General features: G+C 46.8%; 15 protein-coding genes. 10 read left to right on the top strand and 5 right to left on the bottom strand.

What is annotated here, in order from left to right:
* Window positions 1-88: 88 nt before the first annotated feature.
* A complete protein-coding gene (locus ACT6PV_RS09315; RefSeq protein ID WP_445116106.1) occupies window positions 89-1,576 on the top strand; it encodes an MFS transporter in 1,488 nt (495 codons plus the stop codon).
* Window positions 1,577-1,628: 52 nt separating this feature from the next.
* On the opposite strand, the gene ahpC is transcribed toward ACT6PV_RS09315, so the two are convergent.
* On the bottom strand, window positions 1,629-2,192 hold the full coding sequence (gene ahpC / locus ACT6PV_RS09310) for an alkyl hydroperoxide reductase subunit C (protein ID WP_445116105.1): 564 nt from the start codon (window positions 2,190-2,192) through the stop codon (window positions 1,629-1,631).
* A gap of 449 nt (window positions 2,193-2,641) precedes the next feature.
* Here ahpC and hrpA point away from each other — a divergent pair, with 449 nt between their 5' ends.
* The 5 genes from hrpA to ACT6PV_RS09285 all read left to right on the top strand — a co-directional run bounded on the left by hrpA (window position 2,642) and on the right by ACT6PV_RS09285 (window position 11,179).
* Complete coding sequence (gene hrpA, locus ACT6PV_RS09305; protein ID WP_445116104.1) at window positions 2,642-6,496, top strand: ATP-dependent RNA helicase HrpA; 3,855 nt, start codon at window positions 2,642-2,644, stop codon at window positions 6,494-6,496.
* Window positions 6,497-6,542: 46 nt separating this feature from the next.
* Window positions 6,543-7,658, top strand: a complete 1,116-nt coding sequence (locus ACT6PV_RS09300) for a beta-ketoacyl-ACP synthase III (protein ID WP_445116103.1) — start codon at window positions 6,543-6,545, stop codon at window positions 7,656-7,658.
* A gap of 183 nt (window positions 7,659-7,841) precedes the next feature.
* Window positions 7,842-8,744 carry a LysR substrate-binding domain-containing protein gene (locus ACT6PV_RS09295; RefSeq protein WP_445116102.1) on the top strand — a complete coding sequence of 301 codons (903 nt, stop codon included), beginning with the start codon at window positions 7,842-7,844 and terminating at the stop codon, window positions 8,742-8,744.
* Between the two features lie 269 nt (window positions 8,745-9,013).
* A complete protein-coding gene (locus ACT6PV_RS09290; RefSeq protein ID WP_445116101.1) occupies window positions 9,014-10,189 on the top strand; it encodes a thiolase family protein in 1,176 nt (391 codons plus the stop codon).
* Window positions 10,190-10,969: 780 nt separating this feature from the next.
* Complete coding sequence (locus tag ACT6PV_RS09285) at window positions 10,970-11,179, top strand: hypothetical protein (RefSeq protein ID WP_445116100.1); 210 nt, start codon at window positions 10,970-10,972, stop codon at window positions 11,177-11,179.
* Between the two features lie 65 nt (window positions 11,180-11,244).
* Here ACT6PV_RS09285 and bioB read toward each other — a convergent pair whose 3' ends face one another.
* The gene (bioB, locus tag ACT6PV_RS09280) at window positions 11,245-12,234 is read right to left on the bottom strand and encodes a biotin synthase BioB (protein ID WP_445116099.1); all 990 of its coding nucleotides are present in this window, start codon (window positions 12,232-12,234) and stop codon (window positions 11,245-11,247) included.
* A gap of 304 nt (window positions 12,235-12,538) precedes the next feature.
* On the bottom strand, window positions 12,539-13,633 hold the full coding sequence (queG, locus tag ACT6PV_RS09275; RefSeq protein WP_445117080.1) for a tRNA epoxyqueuosine(34) reductase QueG: 1,095 nt from the start codon (window positions 13,631-13,633) through the stop codon (window positions 12,539-12,541).
* Between the two features lie 22 nt (window positions 13,634-13,655).
* Between queG and ACT6PV_RS09270 the strand changes: the two genes are divergently transcribed.
* Genes ACT6PV_RS09270 through ACT6PV_RS09260 form a run of 3 tightly spaced genes read left to right on the top strand, consistent with a single transcriptional unit; the run spans window position 13,656 to window position 15,797 of the window.
* On the top strand, window positions 13,656-15,152 hold the full coding sequence (locus ACT6PV_RS09270; RefSeq protein ID WP_445116098.1) for an NAD(P)H-hydrate dehydratase: 1,497 nt from the start codon (window positions 13,656-13,658) through the stop codon (window positions 15,150-15,152).
* A complete protein-coding gene (locus ACT6PV_RS09265; protein WP_445116097.1) occupies window positions 15,149-15,421 on the top strand; it encodes an acylphosphatase in 273 nt (90 codons plus the stop codon). The genes ACT6PV_RS09270 and ACT6PV_RS09265 overlap by 4 nt, the downstream gene beginning before the upstream one ends.
* 31 nt (window positions 15,422-15,452) lie before the next feature.
* Window positions 15,453-15,797: a hypothetical protein gene (locus ACT6PV_RS09260; RefSeq protein ID WP_445116096.1), complete on the top strand. Its 345-nt coding sequence runs from the start codon at window positions 15,453-15,455 to the stop codon at window positions 15,795-15,797.
* A gap of 8 nt (window positions 15,798-15,805) precedes the next feature.
* On the opposite strand, the gene ruvC is transcribed toward ACT6PV_RS09260, so the two are convergent.
* Window positions 15,806-16,351, bottom strand: coding sequence for a crossover junction endodeoxyribonuclease RuvC (gene ruvC / locus ACT6PV_RS09255; RefSeq protein ID WP_445116095.1), 546 nt, complete (start codon window positions 16,349-16,351; stop codon window positions 15,806-15,808).
* A gap of 269 nt (window positions 16,352-16,620) precedes the next feature.
* Between ruvC and ACT6PV_RS09250 the strand changes: the two genes are divergently transcribed.
* Window positions 16,621-16,848, top strand: a complete 228-nt coding sequence (locus tag ACT6PV_RS09250) for a hypothetical protein (RefSeq protein WP_445116094.1) — start codon at window positions 16,621-16,623, stop codon at window positions 16,846-16,848.
* A gap of 143 nt (window positions 16,849-16,991) precedes the next feature.
* Here ACT6PV_RS09250 and ACT6PV_RS09245 read toward each other — a convergent pair whose 3' ends face one another.
* Window positions 16,992-17,657, bottom strand: coding sequence for an O-methyltransferase (locus ACT6PV_RS09245; RefSeq protein WP_445116093.1), 666 nt, complete (start codon window positions 17,655-17,657; stop codon window positions 16,992-16,994).
* Between the last annotated feature and the right edge of the window lie 108 nt (window positions 17,658-17,765).

The following is a 17,765-nucleotide window of genomic DNA, read 5'->3' as shown; positions in this document are numbered from 1 at the left end:
TTCATTAATCGGGCGAAAACCTGGACATGTGTTCAAGTTTTAGTGATATAATTTGAACACACGTCCAAATTTAAAGGCAATCCATCCTATGTTACGTCAGTGGTATATTTTAGCAATCATTGTGCTGATTTATTTACCGGTTTCCATCGATGCCACCGTGTTGCATGTTGCCATTCCAACGCTGAATCAGGAGTTGCAGTTAAGCAACAATCAGATGTTGTGGGTCATGGACATTTATTCCCTGATGATGGTCGGTCTGATTTTACCGATGGGGGCACTGGGTGAACGGATTGGTTATAAACGCCTGATGCTGACAGGCGCCCTGATTTTTGGACTCAGCTCACTGTTTGCTGCTTTTTCGACCTCGGCCAATATGCTGATCCTGGCACGTGCCGTACTGGCGGGTGGAGCCGCCATGATTATTCCGGCCACACTGGCAGGGTTGAGACATGCTTTCCCTGATGAAAAAAAACGCAATTTTGCATTGGGGCTGTGGGTGGTTGCCGGTGGTGGTGGTGCTGCATTCGGCCCGCTGATTGGCGGTATATTGCTGGAACATTATCACTGGGGCAGTATTTTTCTGATCAATATCCCGATTATTGTCTGTGTCATGCTGACGGGGTATTACATACTTCCGTCACAGCAGATCAACAGAAATAAGGTGATCAACATTGCCGATGCCGTGCTGTTGACCTGTGCCATTTTATTGATGGTCTATGCGCTGAAAGCCGGGATGAAACATTTTGATTTCACCGTGTTGCTGATCGGCTTGACCGGTTTGCTGATGGGGGCTTATTTTCTCCGGCAGCAGCGCAGAAAAGCCCAGCCATTGATTGATCTGGAACTGTTCAGTTATAAACCGATAAAAATCGGCTTTCTGATTTCCATTTTTACCATGGTGGCGCTGGTGGGGTTTGAGCTGCTGATTGCTCAGGAATTGCAATATGTGCATGGTTATACGCCATTGCAGGCGGGATTATTCATTTTGCCTTTTATGCTGGCGGTGAGTGTCAGCGGGATATTTTCCAGTGTTTTAATTAACCGTTTTGGGGTGCGCAAAGTCAGTCTGATCGGCCTGATCTGTTGTGCGATTGCCTTTATTGGTCTGGCTGGCACCAATTTCAGTACCCAGCAATACCAGGGCTGGCTGTGGATGATTCTGCTGGGCTTCTGGGTGGAGGCAACATTTCTGGCTTCAACCTCCGCCATTATTTCGGCCAGTCCGGTGGAAAAAGCCACCGCAGCCGGCTCCATTGAAGGAATGTCCTATGAACTGGGGACCGGCTTTGGTGTGGCAATATTTGGCCTGCTCGTGTCATATTTTTATAGTTCAAAACTGAAAATTTCTGCATGGATGAGTACGGAACACTTTGAACTGGCGAAAGGTTCAATCGGGGAAACGATTCAGACGTTATCACTGCTTGATCCTGCATTGAGTCCGGCTATCCGGGAAATGGCCAATGCGGCTTTTCTATCGGCACATCAATATGTTTTATATTTATCTTCGGTGACCCTGATCATATTAACTATTTTTGTTTTTCTGTATTGGTCCGATGAAAAAGCTGAATCTGAATAAAAAAAGCCACGTCAGATGACGTGGCTTTTTAGTTGGCTTGCACTGGCGGGGATCAGATTTTACCCACCAGGTCAATTGAAGGCGCCAGCGTTGCATCACCTTCTTTCCATTTAGCCGGGCAGACTTCACCTGGGTGAGTATGAACATACTGCGCTGCTTTGACTTTACGCAGTAATTCAGATGCATCGCGACCAACACCACCAGCGTTGATTTCAACAATCTGGATTTTACCTTCAGGGTCAATTACAAAAGTACCACGGTCAGCCAGGCCATCCGCTTCGATTAATACTTCAAAGTTTTTAGACAGGGTCCAGGTTGGGTCACCAATCATTGGATATTCGATCTTTTTGATTTCTTCTGAAGAGTCATGCCACGCTTTATGAGTGAAATGAGTGTCAGTGGAAACCGAATAAATTTCAACACCTAATTTTTTGAATTCTGCATAGTTGTCAGCAAGGTCACCCAGTTCAGTTGGGCAAACAAAAGTAAAGTCAGCTGGATAAAAGAAAAAGATAGACCATTTGCCTTTCAGGTCTGCTTCGGTCACGTCAATAAAGTCACCGTTATGGAATGCCTGTGCTTTAAAAGGTTTTACTTCAGTATTAATTAAGCTCATCATTATCTCCATGATTGAGGTTTGTTTCGAATATCAGAGTTAGCATAAAGAAAATATATTTATTGGTGAAATAGTATTTTTTCATGGCTGAAATCGGAAAATTGAATTCAGCCTGCTTCAGGGACTATCTCATCAATACTGACCGTGTCGGTCAATCCGCATATTGAGCAACATTATATTAATGCATGAAAAATATGATGCTTCAATGACAAAGTGATCCATTCATGGATCGGTTCATCTACATACTGTTTAAGATAAATGATTTCAGGTGCAACGCTGTAACAAGATATATTTTTTTGTTCAGCTGATGAACGATGCTGCACTGTTTGATCAGCATTCATGCAGATCCGGGGCTGCTATGGATGTCACTGAAACAGCAATGGACTATCCCTGTGCAGGGTTACAGCGTAAAATAGCCCGTTCAGTTTTTGTTCCAGGATAACTTATCTGTGCTCAGTCATTTAAATATCGATCAATGGGTCATGGTGCGCGACCGTCATCGTTTAAATCGACTACGCAAGGGTAAGGATGCCAGTCCTGTGCAATATCAGCAATTATTTGAAAAATCCAGTCAGATGGTCCGCTCACGTCTGGACAGTTTGCCTGAGATTAAGCTGAATCAGGATTTGCCGGTCGTGCAGTATGCCGATCAGCTGATCGGGGCGATTCAGAAACATCAGGTGATTATTGTTGCCGGTGAAACCGGTTCCGGGAAAACCACCCAATTGCCTCAGATTGCCATGCTGGCAGGGCGTGGTCTGACCGGCATGATTGGCCATACTCAGCCGCGTCGGCTGGCAGCACGCAGTGTGTCACAGCGGATTGCCGAGGAAGTGGGCGAAAAGCTCGGTGAATCCATCAGTTTTAAAGTGCGCTTTAATGAGCAGGGTTCACAGGATTCCATTGTCCGATTAATGACAGATGGTATTTTACTGGCGGAGTTGACACATGATCGATATTTGACAAAATACGACACCATCATTATTGATGAAGCGCATGAACGCTCATTGAATATTGATTTTATTATGGGTTATCTGAAACAGCTCATCAAAAAACGGCCAGACTTAAAAATTATTATTACTTCAGCCACCCTGGACGTGAACCGTTTCAGTCAGTATTTTTACGATGCGCCTGTTTTTGAAGTGGAAGGTCGCAGTTATCCGGTGGAAGTACGTTATCGGCCAATCTCGGAAATGTCGATTGGTGGCAGTGATGATGATGACTTTGACGACTTTGAGGAAAACTTACCCCGGGCTGTGGTTCAGGCTGTGGAAGAGTGTTTTCGGGATGCAGAGGCCAAAGGGCATCCGGAACATGCTGATATCCTGATTTTTTCGAGTACGGAACAGGAAATTCGTGAATTACAGGACACCCTGCAGAAACATGGTCCCCGGCATACTCAGATTTTACCGTTATATGCCCGGCTGGCGCTTTCAGAACAACAGAAAATATTTAATCCGAGTGGTGGTGGCCGACGTATTATTATTGCCACCAACGTGGCCGAAACTGCACTGACGGTACCCAATATCCGTTATGTGATTGACAGTGGTTTTGCACGGATTTCACGTTATAACTATCGCTCACGGGTTCAGCGCCTGCCGATTGAAGCTGTTTCCCAGGCCGCTGCCAACCAGCGGAAGGGGCGTTGTGGCCGTATTGCCCCCGGCGTCTGTATCCGGTTGTACAGTGAAGACGACTTTCTGAGTCGTCCTGAGTTTACCGAGCCGGAAATTAAGCGGACCAATCTGGCTTCGGTTATTTTACAGATGCAAAGCCTGGGGCTGGGGTCGGTTGAATCTTTTGACCTTATTGAACCACCGGATCATCGGTTGGTGAATGATGGCCGTAAATTACTGGTTGAACTGGGGGCCTATAACGAAGCAAAGGATGAACTGACGAAAATTGGTCAGCAAATGGCGAAGATGCCGATTGACCCACGGCTGGCGCGGATGATTCTCGGTGGGGCGCATTTCGGTGTGCTGAATGAAGTGCTGATTGTGGTTGCTGCACTGGCAGTGCAGGACCCCCGTGAACGACCTGCCGATAAACAGACTCAGGCAGATCAGAAACATGCGTTATTTAAACAGGCGGACTCTGACTTTCTGTTTTATCTGAAATTATGGGAGACACTGGCACAGAATCGTGAAACGTTGACCGAAAATAAGCGACGTAACTTTGCCCGGCAGCATTTTCTGAGTTGGCTGCGTTTGCGTGAGTGGAAAAAAACCCACGAACAGCTGCTTGATCTGGCGCAGGGGCTGAAGCTGTCATTCAATGAAAAACCAGCCAGTTATGAAAATCTGCATCGGGCATTATTGACCGGATTGTTATCTTTCATTGCCAGTAAAACCGATGAAAAAAATGTCTACATGGCCGTACGGCAGCAAAAGGCACGTATTTTCCCGGCCTCAGCCCTGCATAAAACCGGTACAGCCTGGGTCATGGCTTTTGAGATGGTGGAAACCTCTCAGGTGTATTTAAGAACCCTGGCGAAAATTGAACCGGAATGGATTCTACTGGCTGCGCCGGCATTGTTGAAGCACCATTATTTTGAACCGCACTGGGCCAAAAAACCGGGAATTGTCAGCGCCTATGACCAGATTTCATTATTCGGTCTGATTATTGAACCGAAACGTTCAATCAATTATGAAAAGGTGGATCAGGCTGCTGCCCATGAAATTTTCCTGCGTGATGCACTGACAACCGGCAACCTGGGCATTACACCGCCATTTTTAAAGCATAATCTGCTCAAGCTTGAAGAAGTTGAACGGGTTGAGGATAAGCTGCGCCGGCGTGATTTGGTGGTGGATGAAGAAACCATTTATCAGTTCTATGCAGGCCGGGTACCTGAAGAGATTGCAAGTCGCCGGAGTTTTGAGGACTGGCGGGCAACAGCAGAAACGAAGGATGCCCGTTATTTATTTGTAGACGATGATGCGCTATGGCTGAATGATCGTCCGACGACGCAGCAGTTCCCCGATTATCTGCACAATGGTGAATTACGTCTGGCGGCCAGTTATCGTTTTGACCCGGCACATGATGAAGATGGCGCCACAGTCAGAATTCCGGTCCAGGCATTGTCACAGGTGGATGGAAACATCTGGTCATGGGGAATCCCCGGCTGGCGTCAGGAATTGATTGAAGCCTTGCTCAAGACGTTGCCCAAGGATAAGCGCCGAAATCTGGTACCGATTCCGGATATGGTACAAAAACTGATGCAGAAGATTGATGCAGTTCATCTGAATGGGCATATTTTCAGTTATCTGGCTGTTCAGTTACGTGGCGAACAGATCACGGCAAAGGATTTTTCCCTTGAACGTGTTGATCGCTATCTGATTCCGTTTATTCAGGTGGTGGATGAAAAAGGCCGTATCCTTGAACAAGGTCGGGAGCTGGATGAGCTGAAAGCCCGTTGTCGTACCGAAACCCATAGTCCGGTCAGGCAGTTGCAGGGGGAGTTTAAACAATTCCCGGAACAATTTGTTTTTGAGGCTGCTCAGAAAGTCACTGGTGTGGTGGTGAAACAGTACCAGGCACTGGTGCCGGTCAGGGCATTTTCAGCACTGGATGCAAAAGATGAATCAGGTTTGGTAATTCAGACTTTCAATGATCAGTCTGAAGCCGTGCGTCAGCATCGGGAAGGTGTGATCCGTCTGATACATATGCAGCTGGGTGATCTGGTGCGTCAGCTGAAAAAACAGATTTCAAAACCGCTGGCACTGGCCTACTCTCCCCTGGGAGACAGAACTCAGCTTGAACAAATGCTGATTTATGCCACACTGCAACTGGCGATTGCAGAGCTGCCGCTGAATGCTGCTGAGTTTGAAAGTCATCTGGTCCGTGTAAAGAAGAATTTTCTCAGTCATGGCCAGGATGCACTTCGGATGATCAGTGACATTTTTATTCAGTGGCAGGAAATCCGTCAGCGTTTACTAATGCTGGATCAGCAGATATTTGCCAGAAATATGGATGATATGGAAGATCAGCTGGATCTGATGAATCTGTCGGATTTTGTTTACAGTACGTCTGCAGATGTCTGGCAGGAATATCCCCGCTATTTAAAAGCCCTGCTGTTACGCCTGGAGCGTTTGCCGAATAATCTGCAGCGGGATCAGGCGGCCATTGCAGACGTTGACCCGTGGATGGATCGATTATTTAAGTTTAAAAATGACCCCCGGTTGAAGGAATTATATTTCATGGTTGAGGAGTTACGTATTTCATTATTTTCTCAACCCATGAAAACCAGGATACCTGTTTCCCCGGTCAGGCTACAAAAAGTATGGGATCATCTTGGAATCAGTTAAGATAGAGTTAATTTGAAATACAGGTCACTCAAAAAAGGAGTTTTACATGGGCATTCGTATTACCGGTACAGGTTTATTTCATCCTGAAGAAACCATTACCAACGAAGAGTTAGTGGAAAGTTTAAATGCTTATGTGGAACTGTTTAACCACGATAATGCGGAAAAAATTGCCGCCGGTGACATGGAAGCGCGTCGTGGTTCAAGTCCGGAATTTATAGAAAAGGCCTCTGGAGTTAAACGCCGTTATGTGGTGGAAAAATCCGGTGTATTGGATCCGAATCGTCTGCGCCCGCATCTGCGGGAGCGCAGTAACGATGAGCTGTCACTGCAGGCAGAGTGGGGCGTGATCGCTGCAAAGCAGGCAATGGAAAATGCCGGTGTGACAGCAGAAGATATTGATGTGGTCATTCTTGCCTGTTCCAATATGCAGCGTGCCTATCCGGCAGTTGCCATTGAGATTCAGACTGCGCTTGGCATTCAGGGCTATGCCTATGATATGAATGTGGCCTGTTCTGCCGCAACCTTTGGTTTGAAACAGGCTTATGATGCGGTGAAAACCGGCGCACGCCGGGTACTGCTGATCAATGTGGAAATTACTTCCGGCCATATCGACTATCGCTCACGTGACTGTCACTTCATTTTTGGTGATGTGGCAACCGCATCGATTATTGAAGAAACCGCAACAAAGAGCGGTTTTGAAATTATGGATACGCATTTATTCACCCAGTTTTCCAATAACATCCGTAATAACTTTGGTTTTTTAAACCGCAGTGAAGATGCCGTGGTGGACGACAAACTGTTCCGTCAGGATGGCCGTAAGGTATTCAAGGAAGTCTGCCCATTGGTGGCAAAAATTATTACCGATCAGCTGGAAAAAAATCATATTCAGCCGGAAAATGTAAAGCGTTTCTGGCTGCATCAGGCCAATGCCAGTATGAATGAACTGATTCTTAAACTGGTGGTGGGTAAACAGGTGGCTGAGGCGGACCCTGATCTGGTGCCAATTATTCTGGATGAGTTTGCCAATACCTCCTCAGCGGGCGTGATCATTGCATTGCACCGTACGGCCCATGAAGTCAGTGACGGGGAGTATGGTGTACTGTGCTCATTTGGTGCCGGTTATTCTGTCGGGGCAATTCTGGTACAGAAACGCACTGTATAATACTGGACTTTGCCCAGATTCAGCACCGAAAAGAGCGTGTTGCAGATTCAGCACAGTCTGAAAGAATCTGGCTGATCTGCAGTCTGCAACATGTGTCATCTGACATACACCGATATTGGCATTGACTGGAATCGGATACACCCTATCTGGCCAATTACTGCAAAAGCGGAGAGATATTGATTCGTGTTTGAACTGGACTGTAAATTACTGAGTGTTTTTTACTATATTTACAAATTTAAAAGCGTCTCTTCGGCAGCGGAACAGCTGGCTTTAAGTCAGCCTGCGGTCAGTAATATTCTGAATAAAATCAGACAGCATTTTAATGATCCGCTGTTTTTGCGAATTGGCAATGAAATGCTGCCAACAGAGCTGTCCAGGCAATTATTTCCACTGGTCAGTGAAGCGCTGAGTCAGGTTGAAATGATTAATAATTTTACCGTAAATTTTGATCAGGCGACTTCACACCAGCAATTCTCAGTGGCGATGACCGATGTTTCCCATTTGGTGTTATTGCCTAAAATTTCCCAGTATTTAAAAAAGCATGCGCCACATGTCAAGCTGAATATCAGGACCATTACATCTGAAACCGGCTATCAGATGGCCAATGGTGAAGTGGATCTGGCGATTGGGTTTTTACCGCATCTGGAAAATGGTTTTTATCAGCAAAAACTGTTTGAGCAGTATTATGTGGTCATTGCATCCAGGAGTCATCCACGCCTGCGTTGTGAAGATCTGACCGTGGAGCGCTATCTGGAAGAGCTGCATATTGATATTGATGTCGGTATGGGACATTACCCAATTGAAAATGAGTTGTTAAATCTGGACCTGAAACGCAATATTCTGATGCGTATTCCCAGTTATCTGGGGGTGGGACTGGTGGTTCAGGAGACGGATGCAATTGCCACGGTGCCGTATTATCTGAGTGAAGTGTTATTATCACGCGGTAATCTGCAAATCTTTAATGCACCGATTTCCTTTCCCACCTATGACATTAAGCAATACTGGCATATGTCCTGTCATCATAAAACCAGCCATCAGTGGCTCAGGCATATGTGTTATGAAATTTTCAGTCAGATGAATCAGTAAGGGATCAGCCGCTCCAGGTCTTTACCCGGGATTCGTCATTTGCTTTGCAGGTCGGCCGGGGTGCTCCGGACGATGCCGGTGGGATGATGAAGCTGATTTCAATTCCATTTTCAGAACGCAGCCGGTCAGGATCCGTCATTGAAATTGTCTGATGCTTGCTGTAAAAAATAGGAGTGATCCGGAAAAGACACTGGTGGTCATAGGGTGCCGGAACGGGTTGGCTACTGAGCAGAAATAATGCAATGCATGGTTTGAAATAAAAGGATGAAATGGCAATGATTGTAATCGTAGATGCTGTCCGTACAGCAATGGGTGGGTTTCAGGGCGTATTTTCATCCTGTACGGCACCTGACTTAGGCGCAGCTGTGATTAAGGAAGCAGTTGCCCGTGCGGGTTTGCAGGGCACGGATATTGATGAAGTCATTTTTGGCTGTGTGCTGCCGGCGGGTTTAAAGCAGGGACCTGCACGGCAGGCGATGCGTCAGGCTGGTTTGCCTGATGCCACAGGTGCAACCACCATTAATAAAATTTGCGGCTCGGGGATGAAAGCAGTGATGCAGGCTGCCGATACCATTAAGGCAGGTTCTGCACAGATTATTGTTGCAGGGGGCATGGAGTCCATGACCAATGCGCCCTATCTGCTGGAAAAGGCGCGTTCAGGTTACCGTATGGGACATGGGAAAATCATTGATCATATGTTTCAGGAAGGCCTTGAAGATGCTGAAACCGGTTTTTCCATGGGAATGCTTGCCCAGGACATGGCGGACAAAAAGGGCTATAGCCGTGAACAGCAGGATGATTTTGCCATCCGCTCCCTGAATAGGGCGATCACAGCAATCAACAATGCTTATTTTAAGCCGGAAATTGTACCTGTGACGGTGACCAGTCGTAAGGGAGAGCTCATTGTTGATCAGGATGAACAGCCACTGAATGCAAAGGTAGATAAAATTCCGACACTGCGCCCTGCATTTAAAAAGGACGGCACCATTACGGCGGCCAATGCCAGTTCAATCAGTGATGGCGCATCTGCGTTGGTGATCAGTACTGAACAACTGGCTGCTGAACGTGGGCTGAAACCTGTCGCGAATATACTGGCTTATGCAAGTCACTCACAACATCCGTCCGAATTTACCATTGCGCCTATTGGGGCAATTGAAAAAGTGTTGAAACAGACTGGTTGGTCCGCAGCAGAGGTTGACCTGTGGGAAATTAATGAAGCCTTTGCCATGGTGACCATGGCGGCAATGGATGCCTTTCAGCTGGATGCTGAAAAAGTCAATATTCATGGCGGTGCATGTGCGCTTGGACATCCACTTGGTTCATCCGGTTCCCGTATTATTGTGACGCTGATTCATGCACTGAAACGTACCGGGGGTAAAAAGGGGATTGCTGCATTGTGTATTGGTGGTGGTGAAGCTACGGCCATTGCCATTGAGTTAATCTGATTTTCGCCATCCATCATCCTGTTGTATCGGGATGATGGATGCTAACCTGTTGTACCAAACTATCTCAATCCGGTCCGGTCAGTACCATGCTGGCACCGACCCTTGCCGCTGCATAGGTTCCCCACGGTTGGACGACCATCCATGATTCAAAAGTACAAGAACTAATTGATGACCAATAGTTTGAATCAAATCAAGTGTATGAATAATTAGGTGGTTTGACTCTATCGATCTGTCTCATTCAATCAAGTGATCCGGAAATATTTTTTGTTATTTCATATCTTATTTTAGATTTTAAAAACAATACCTTGAGTGATATTTATCATTTTATGAAATTGTAAATTTGCTGTCAGCCACAAAATATACTTGAATCATCACGAAAATGTGTTACATATATTCGGGTGTCATATAAATGACATGGATGTTTCAGGATGAAACATTTAATGAAGTGCATGGAGATAACAGGAGAGTTGTCATGCTTCGGAAAATAAGAAGGTTATTGTGTATTCATGTGTTTGAATACGAAATTGGAAGCAATGCTGTGCTGGTAAAGGAATGTCGCAAATGCGGCGCGCATCATTAGGGTTTCAGTTTTAAATGTCATACAGACATTCATTCCATTGTATCTTCATTGAATTATACTGTCATTCATCCGGCCGGGGATCATGCTGTGCTGTATGGGTGCGCGATGCAGTAAAAAACCGGCAAGCCGGATTGACTGCCACTTGAGTTGCCGGTGAACTGTCAACGGCGTTTCATGTGAATGCTCGAAGAAGGTGAAAGATGTCTGAAAATTTTAGTGAGACCTATTGGCGCGTGAATGATCATCTGGCCGATACCCTGATATGGCTCTGTCATCATCAGGATTGTTTTGATTCCTTTCACTACGATACCCTGAGCAGGGAGTTGACCGTGCATCATGCCAATGGTTCAGATCTGATTCGTCCGGGTCAGTATCTGAATGCAGCATATGGTGTACTGGTGACTTCCTGAGTGGAAAGCAGGCAATAAAAAAGCCCGGCGTGAAAACCGGGCTTTTCATTGTGAAATATCGGTATTTAACTTGCCATGGCGTCAATGGTCAGTTCTGCAATTGTTGGCTTTGCTTTTTCTGCAACCAGTCCAAGCTTAGTAAACAGTTGTTTGTCCCTGCCTTCACCGGCATTGGGCGTAGTCAACAGCTTTTCACCACTGAACAGCGAATTTGCACCGGCCATGAAAGCCAATGCCTGATCTGAGTCACTCAATGATTCACGGCCTGCCGAAAGGCGAATATAGCTGTGCGGCATGATGATCCGGGCTACGGCAATGGTCCGGATCCATTCGGTGACATCCAGTTTTTCAACATTGGCCAGGGGCGTACCGTCAATTGGGACCAGCATGTTAATCGGTACTGATTCGGGATGTACCGGAAGAGTGGACAATTCCTGCAACAGACCAATACGGTCCTGACGGTTTTCTCCCAGTCCGACAATCCCACCACTGCATACTTTCATTCCGGCCTGACGGACAAAGTCGAGGGTGTTCAGACGGTCATCAAAGGTCCGGGTACTGATAATGTGGGAATAGTATTCGCGGGATGTATCCAGATTATGGTTATAGTAATCAAGCCCGGCTTCCTTTAAACGGCCTGCCTGTGATTCATTCAGCATACCCAGCGTCATGCAGGTTTCCAGTCCCAGCGCTTTGACTTCACGGACCATCTCCAGCACATAGGGCATATCACGTTCATGCGGATTACGCCATGCAGCACCCATACAGAAACGGGAAGAACCTGAAGCAAGTGCTTCCTTTGCTTCCTGGATGACTTTTTCCACGGCAATGCGTTTTTCTGCTTCAAGACTGGAGTCATAATGTGCGGACTGTGAACAGTATTTGCAATCTTCAGGACATTTGCCTGTTTTAATGGAAAGCAAAGTACTGACCTGAATGGTATTGGCATCAAAGTGTTCACGATGAATCTGCTGTGCCTTAAATACCAGGTCCAGGAAAGGTTGTTCATATAAAGCCTGAATTTCTTCACGAGTCCAGTCATTACGTACAGTCATTGATTAAATCCACGAAATCATTATTTATCATGCCTATCATACACAAATCATGCCAGAACCAAAGCGCAGAAATGTACAAATTTCAGTAGATTTAACAGTGGAATGTATAAGCACAGCAAAAGTGTAAAGGCTGTATTTCAGTGACCAGGCCGGTAAATATTTCGGGTGATTCATCTGTCGTTTTTGTTTATGTAGCATTCAGAACTTCGGTGAACTGACGGCTAAAACAGGAAGAATGACTGGACTTTGCAGCAAAGTGGGCAGGGCTGCATATTCAGTTGCTGACCGGGAAAAGATGGTGCTGTTATACCTGCTTGCCATATTGTTCGGCAATTGCCCAATCAATATGGACTTGCACAATCTCATCATGCTGCGATCTGGATGCCTTTAAAGTTTCCACAACGCTGGCTGAATATGGTGCATTTCCAAGTCCAATGGCAATGTTTCGCATAAAACTCTGATAACCTGTGCGCCGAATTGGGCTGCCTTCGGTGCGTTCCAGAAAAGTTGCTTCATTCCAGTGCCATAACTCCAGCAGGCTGATATGATCCAGACCGTGTCGTGGATTGAAATCGGCAATGGATGCTTTTCTGGCAAAACGGTTCCAGGGACAGATTAACTGACAGTCGTCACAGCCGAATACCCTGTTGCCAATACCACGGCGCAATCCGGCTGGAATAATGCCCTGATATTCTATGGTCAGATAAGCAATGCATTTACGTGCATCCAGGCTGTAGGGTGCAACAATGGCCTGGGTGGGGCAGATATCAATACAGGCAGTACATGAACCGCAATGTGCGGTGGCAGGTAGGTCAAAAGGCAGCTCCAGTGAAGTAAATAATTCACCCAGTACAAAGAATGATCCTGACTGCCTATGAATGAGTAATGTGTGTTTTCCGGTCCACCCCATGCCGGCATTTTCGGCCAGTGATTTTTCAAATACCGGTGCAGAGTCTGCAAAAGGGCGGGATTCAAAGGAGCCGGTTTTTTCACGAATGCGTGTGGCCAGCTGTTTCAGGCGACCGCGCAGGATTTTATGATAATCCCGGCCACGGGCATATCGTGCAATAATTGCGGTGTTGGGCTGGTCTGGAATATGCCGGGCTTTGGGTGTTTCCACCAGATAGTTCATCCGCACACAGATAATACTGCGGGTACCCGGCACCAATAAGGTCGGATCTGCACGTTTTTCCAGATTTTCTTGCAGGAATTTCATATTGCCATGATAGCCGCGTGCCAGATATTCCCGAAGTCGTGGCAATTCAGCTTGAGCATCAGGTCTTGCAATGACACAATCAGCAAAGCCCAATTGCAGTGCCTGTGCTTTAATCCATGCTTTTAAGGCTTCAGGATCCAGCTGCTGCATGGGAATATGCTGTGAAGAGCGAATGGCCGACATAATTGAATACAGGATCAGAAACATGCAGCAGCAAGTTTATCATAGCCGGGATATTCAGGCATGGGAACAAAGATGGTTCTCTGCGCAGAATAGTGCCTATGGTTTAATGCAGCAGGTTGCCTGGTGTATGACACAGCAACTGGAACGCATATTTTCATCATCCCGGCTGAATATCCAAAAAATTGCGCTATGGTGTGGTCCGGGAAATAATGCCGGAGACGGTTATTGTATTGCCGGCTTTTTAAAACAGCGCGGCTATGTGGTTGAAATTTTTGCAGCACAGGTGGGCGAATCACCGGTACTGAATTGCGCAATTGAATCTGCCAGACTGCACGAGCTGTTGATGCATTCGGGTTTTCAGCCGCAACAGCAGTTTGATTGTCATATTGATGCCCTGTTTGGTATTGGGCTGAACCGGGCGCTGGATACACAATGGCAGCAGGTGATTCATCATTTTAACAACCAGTCGGGGCTTAAGATTGCCATTGATCTGCCCAGCGGTCTGCATGCTGATACCGGGCAGGTTTTAACCTGCGCCATCAGGGCAGACTGGACATTGACTGCACTGGGTTTAAAGGCCGGTTTACTGACCGGTCAGGGGCGGGAATATGCCGGACAGCTCAGGGTTATATCCCTGATTCCGGTCGATGCAGAACTGAAGGTGCTGGCCCGTGTGTCACCGGTGCAGATGGATTTACCGGTACGACAGGCGACGGGTCATAAAGGCAACTATGGGCATGTGCTGATTGTAGGCGGTCATGCCAGCATGGGGGGTGCTGCCATATTGGCTGCCGAATCTGCATTCAGTGCCGGTGCCGGCAAAGTGACTGTTGTCTGTCATGAAAAACACCATGCGGCCATATTGGCCCGTGCACCGAATATCATGATCCGTGACATGAATACCATGACAACAGCGGATATGCAGGATTTAATCCGTCAGGCGAATGCTGTCAGTTTTGGCATGGGACTGGGACGGGACAGCTGGTCGGAGCAGCAGTTTTTAAAATGGTTTCCTGCTCTGAATGCAGCACAGCATGTGCAACTGGTCCTGGATGCAGATGCTTTATGGTGGCTGGCATTGCATCCTGTCCGGTTGAAACAGCAGACTTATGTCACGCCGCACCCGGGTGAGGCAGCAAAATTACTGCATATTTCGGTCAGTGAGGTGGAATCAGACCGGATCAGTGCCATTCATCAATTGCAGCAGAGCTATGCAGGGCAATGGGTGCTAAAAGGTGCCGGCAGCCTGACACTGGAAGATGAGTTGTGGATTTGTACCGCAGGGAATGCCGGTATGGCGACAGCAGGCATGGGCGATGTATTGGCGGGCATGCTTGCCGGTTTAAAGGCACAGTTTCAGGATCAGATTCATTTACATGAGATTGTCAGCTTACATGCACTGGCCGGCGATGTACTGGCACGACAGGGAATGCGTGGATTACAGGCACAGCAGATGATTGAAGCCGTTTACCGTGTGGTCAATCAGGGCGGCGACGTTCACCAGGGACATTTATCATGAAAACCATCAAATTGATCATTTCAGGTGTGGTACAGCGGGTAGGCTATCGCCGCTGGTTTGAACAAAAAGCCCGGCAGCTTGATTTAAAGGGTTATGTAAAAAACCTGGAGAATGGTACGGTTGAAGCAGTGATCAGCGGTTCCGAACAGAATTTACTGACCATGATTCAGCAGAGTTATATCGGTCCGTTGCGCTCACGGGTGGAACATGTCGAACAGACCGTGCTGGATGGGGCTGAGGGTTTTACAGAATTTAAGATGATCAGATAACTGCTGATTGAAAAAGTCATGGGAAATGAGTGTGGATAAATATTTGATTGTTGCCATTGTATTTGCCTTGTGTATTTTGATGATTATTTATACACAAATGGGCAGCCGGCTGGGTGCATCCGGTAAAAAAACGCTGAAACAACAGGTTCAGGCAGCGTTCAGTCAGTACACGGTGATTGAAAAACACGACACCATCATAATCTGTGAAATGAATCAGCGCCAGCAGCCTGAGGAGCTTGTGGTCATCAGAGTTGATCCGAATCAGAAAAAGAATGTGCGTCAGTTTGGTAAAAGAGTCACCATTACCTATGCGAAGCAGCCTTCCATCCGGGAGATTAAAAAAGATGTGGCGGCTTATTTGCCCCCTGGGCGATAAAAATCAGCTCAGCGCCGGCGGTTACTATAACGGCTGCGGCCACGTGCCATACCGCCCAGCGCATTTAGAACCATCATTTTGCTCATGCTGCCAGATGCATGGGCATGGCAAATGGCTGCTGCCAGGGCATCGGCAGCATCGGCCTGAGGTTGAATGCTCAGATTCAGTAGCCGCATCACCATCATCTGGACCTGTTCCTTATCGGCAGCGCCATAACCCACCACAGATTGCTTGATCTGTCGTGCCGTATATTCTGCAACCTGTAAATCCAGATTGACCAGGGCGGCGATGGCAGCACCACGTGCCTGTCCCAGTTTCAGGGCGGAATCCGGATTCTGTGCCATAAAGACCTGTTCAACGGCCGCTTCAGTCGGACCATGATATTTCACAATCCGTTCTATTCCGGCAAATATTCTTTTCAGACGTTCGGGAATTTCGGCCGTCTCGGTACGGATGGTCCCGGCGTCAATAAAACGCAGCTGCTGGCCTTCTTTCTGAATAATGCCATAGCCGGTTAAGCGGGAACCCGGGTCAATACCGATAATTAATGCCATATCTGAACCTGATGGAATGCATGCATGAGTAATTATATGATTTCATTGTTGTTTTGTGTGTAAAAATTTATATTTTTCCGCATAAAAATTTATTGGATAAAACTGATGTAAAACATTTGCTTAGCGGCGGGCCAGATCAATGCATTCCATCAGGAACAGGCGAGGCTCAGAAAAAAACATATTGAAGTTCTGTATTTTAGCGCCGTATTTTATTTTTCAGTCATAAATCATTGCTATAAAATAGTGACATCACCACAGGGTTTGCTCAAATGAAATATGTAAGCTACGCCGCATTACAAAAAGCAATTGAAAGCTTCAGTAGCAAAGGAAACCAGCCCAATAGAATTCTGATTGGTTATAAGACATTTGCCAGACTGAAGCGTGAAGACAAATTTGCATTATCGCTGGAAGGGGTCGAGGGCAAGGCGCTGGAACGCACATTCAGGAATATTAAAATTAAAATTGTGCCGGAAAAGCATTATCTGGAAATAGAGTAACAGCTGTAAGCAACACCATTTTGCCATGGCTTGTCTGAGCAGCGCAGTATCCATGGAACCATCCGGTGCTTACTGCGCGTTGTTATAAAGCAGGCCAATGTGTCTTTTCTGACTGGATGGGTATGACGCCCGGGCATAATGGATTATTTGACGATGGCAATGGCAAAACCATCATGGCCTTTGCTGCCGACAGTCTGCAGGGCCGTGCTGGATAAAAGCCGTGGATGATTCTGCATTAAGCGGTACATGGTCCGTATCCCTTCAATGCTTGGTTTATGGTTTTCAGCATTGAGGATATCGCCGGCACGAATTACATTATCCAGCACAATGACGGTACCGGAATGTGAAAAATTCAGACAGAGTTCCAGGTATTCCGGATAGCTTTGTTTATCGGCATCAATAAAAATAAAATCAAAAGGTTCAAAACCCGGCGGCAGGGATTTTAAAATTTCAGTGGCCCGTCCGACTTTCAGCTCAATGGTTTGTGGCAGCCCGGCCTGGTCAATATTTTCCTGTGCCCGGACAGCATGAATATCCCGGGCTTCAATGGTCAGAATATAACCGTCCTGTGGCAGTGCCCGGGCAAGCCATAAGGTGCTGTAGGCAGTGAAGGTGCCCAGTTCGAGTACGCGTTTACAGCGATTCATCTGTATCAGCATCTGCAGCAGCATTCCCTGGTTTGGCGCTACAGCCAGATGGCCAGGAAGTCCGTGTGCTTCGGTATTTTGAAACGCCTGCTGAAGGGTGGGATCTTCCGGCAGTAAATGTGCCTCGATATAAGCATCCATAGCTGACCAGCGCTGCTGCATAATGTGATTGTCCGTATTGCGTTCAGTGCATTTTAAACTTTTCAGGGCAGAGTGCAATTTCCGTCTGAATTTCCGGACATTTTTTAGGCAGCATGTTGCCGGGTGAAT

The organism is Acinetobacter sp. WZC-1, from assembly GCF_052544965.1.
This window is presented reverse-complemented; position numbering and strand designations above follow the sequence as displayed.

What these genes read in the sequence shown, in the direction of transcription:
- ACT6PV_RS09315 (WP_445116106.1), top strand. Translation starts at nt 89, where the DNA reads ATGTTACGTCAGTGGTATATTTTAGCAATCATTGTGCTGATTTATTTA.
- ahpC (WP_445116105.1), bottom strand. Translation starts at nt 2,192, where the DNA reads ATGAGCTTAATTAATACTGAAGTAAAACCTTTTAAAGCACAGGCATTC.
- ACT6PV_RS09300 (WP_445116103.1), top strand. Translation starts at nt 6,543, where the DNA reads ATGGGCATTCGTATTACCGGTACAGGTTTATTTCATCCTGAAGAAACC.
- ACT6PV_RS09290 (WP_445116101.1), top strand. Translation starts at nt 9,014, where the DNA reads ATGGCAATGATTGTAATCGTAGATGCTGTCCGTACAGCAATGGGTGGG.
- ACT6PV_RS09285 (WP_445116100.1), top strand. Translation starts at nt 10,970, where the DNA reads ATGTCTGAAAATTTTAGTGAGACCTATTGGCGCGTGAATGATCATCTG.
- bioB (WP_445116099.1), bottom strand. Translation starts at nt 12,234, where the DNA reads ATGACTGTACGTAATGACTGGACTCGTGAAGAAATTCAGGCTTTATAT.
- queG (WP_445117080.1), bottom strand. Translation starts at nt 13,633, where the DNA reads ATGTCGGCCATTCGCTCTTCACAGCATATTCCCATGCAGCAGCTGGAT.
- ACT6PV_RS09270 (WP_445116098.1), top strand. Translation starts at nt 13,656, where the DNA reads ATGCAGCAGCAAGTTTATCATAGCCGGGATATTCAGGCATGGGAACAA.
- ACT6PV_RS09265 (WP_445116097.1), top strand. Translation starts at nt 15,149, where the DNA reads ATGAAAACCATCAAATTGATCATTTCAGGTGTGGTACAGCGGGTAGGC.
- ruvC (WP_445116095.1), bottom strand. Translation starts at nt 16,351, where the DNA reads ATGGCATTAATTATCGGTATTGACCCGGGTTCCCGCTTAACCGGCTAT.
- ACT6PV_RS09250 (WP_445116094.1), top strand. Translation starts at nt 16,621, where the DNA reads ATGAAATATGTAAGCTACGCCGCATTACAAAAAGCAATTGAAAGCTTC.
- ACT6PV_RS09245 (WP_445116093.1), bottom strand. Translation starts at nt 17,657, where the DNA reads ATGCAGCAGCGCTGGTCAGCTATGGATGCTTATATCGAGGCACATTTA.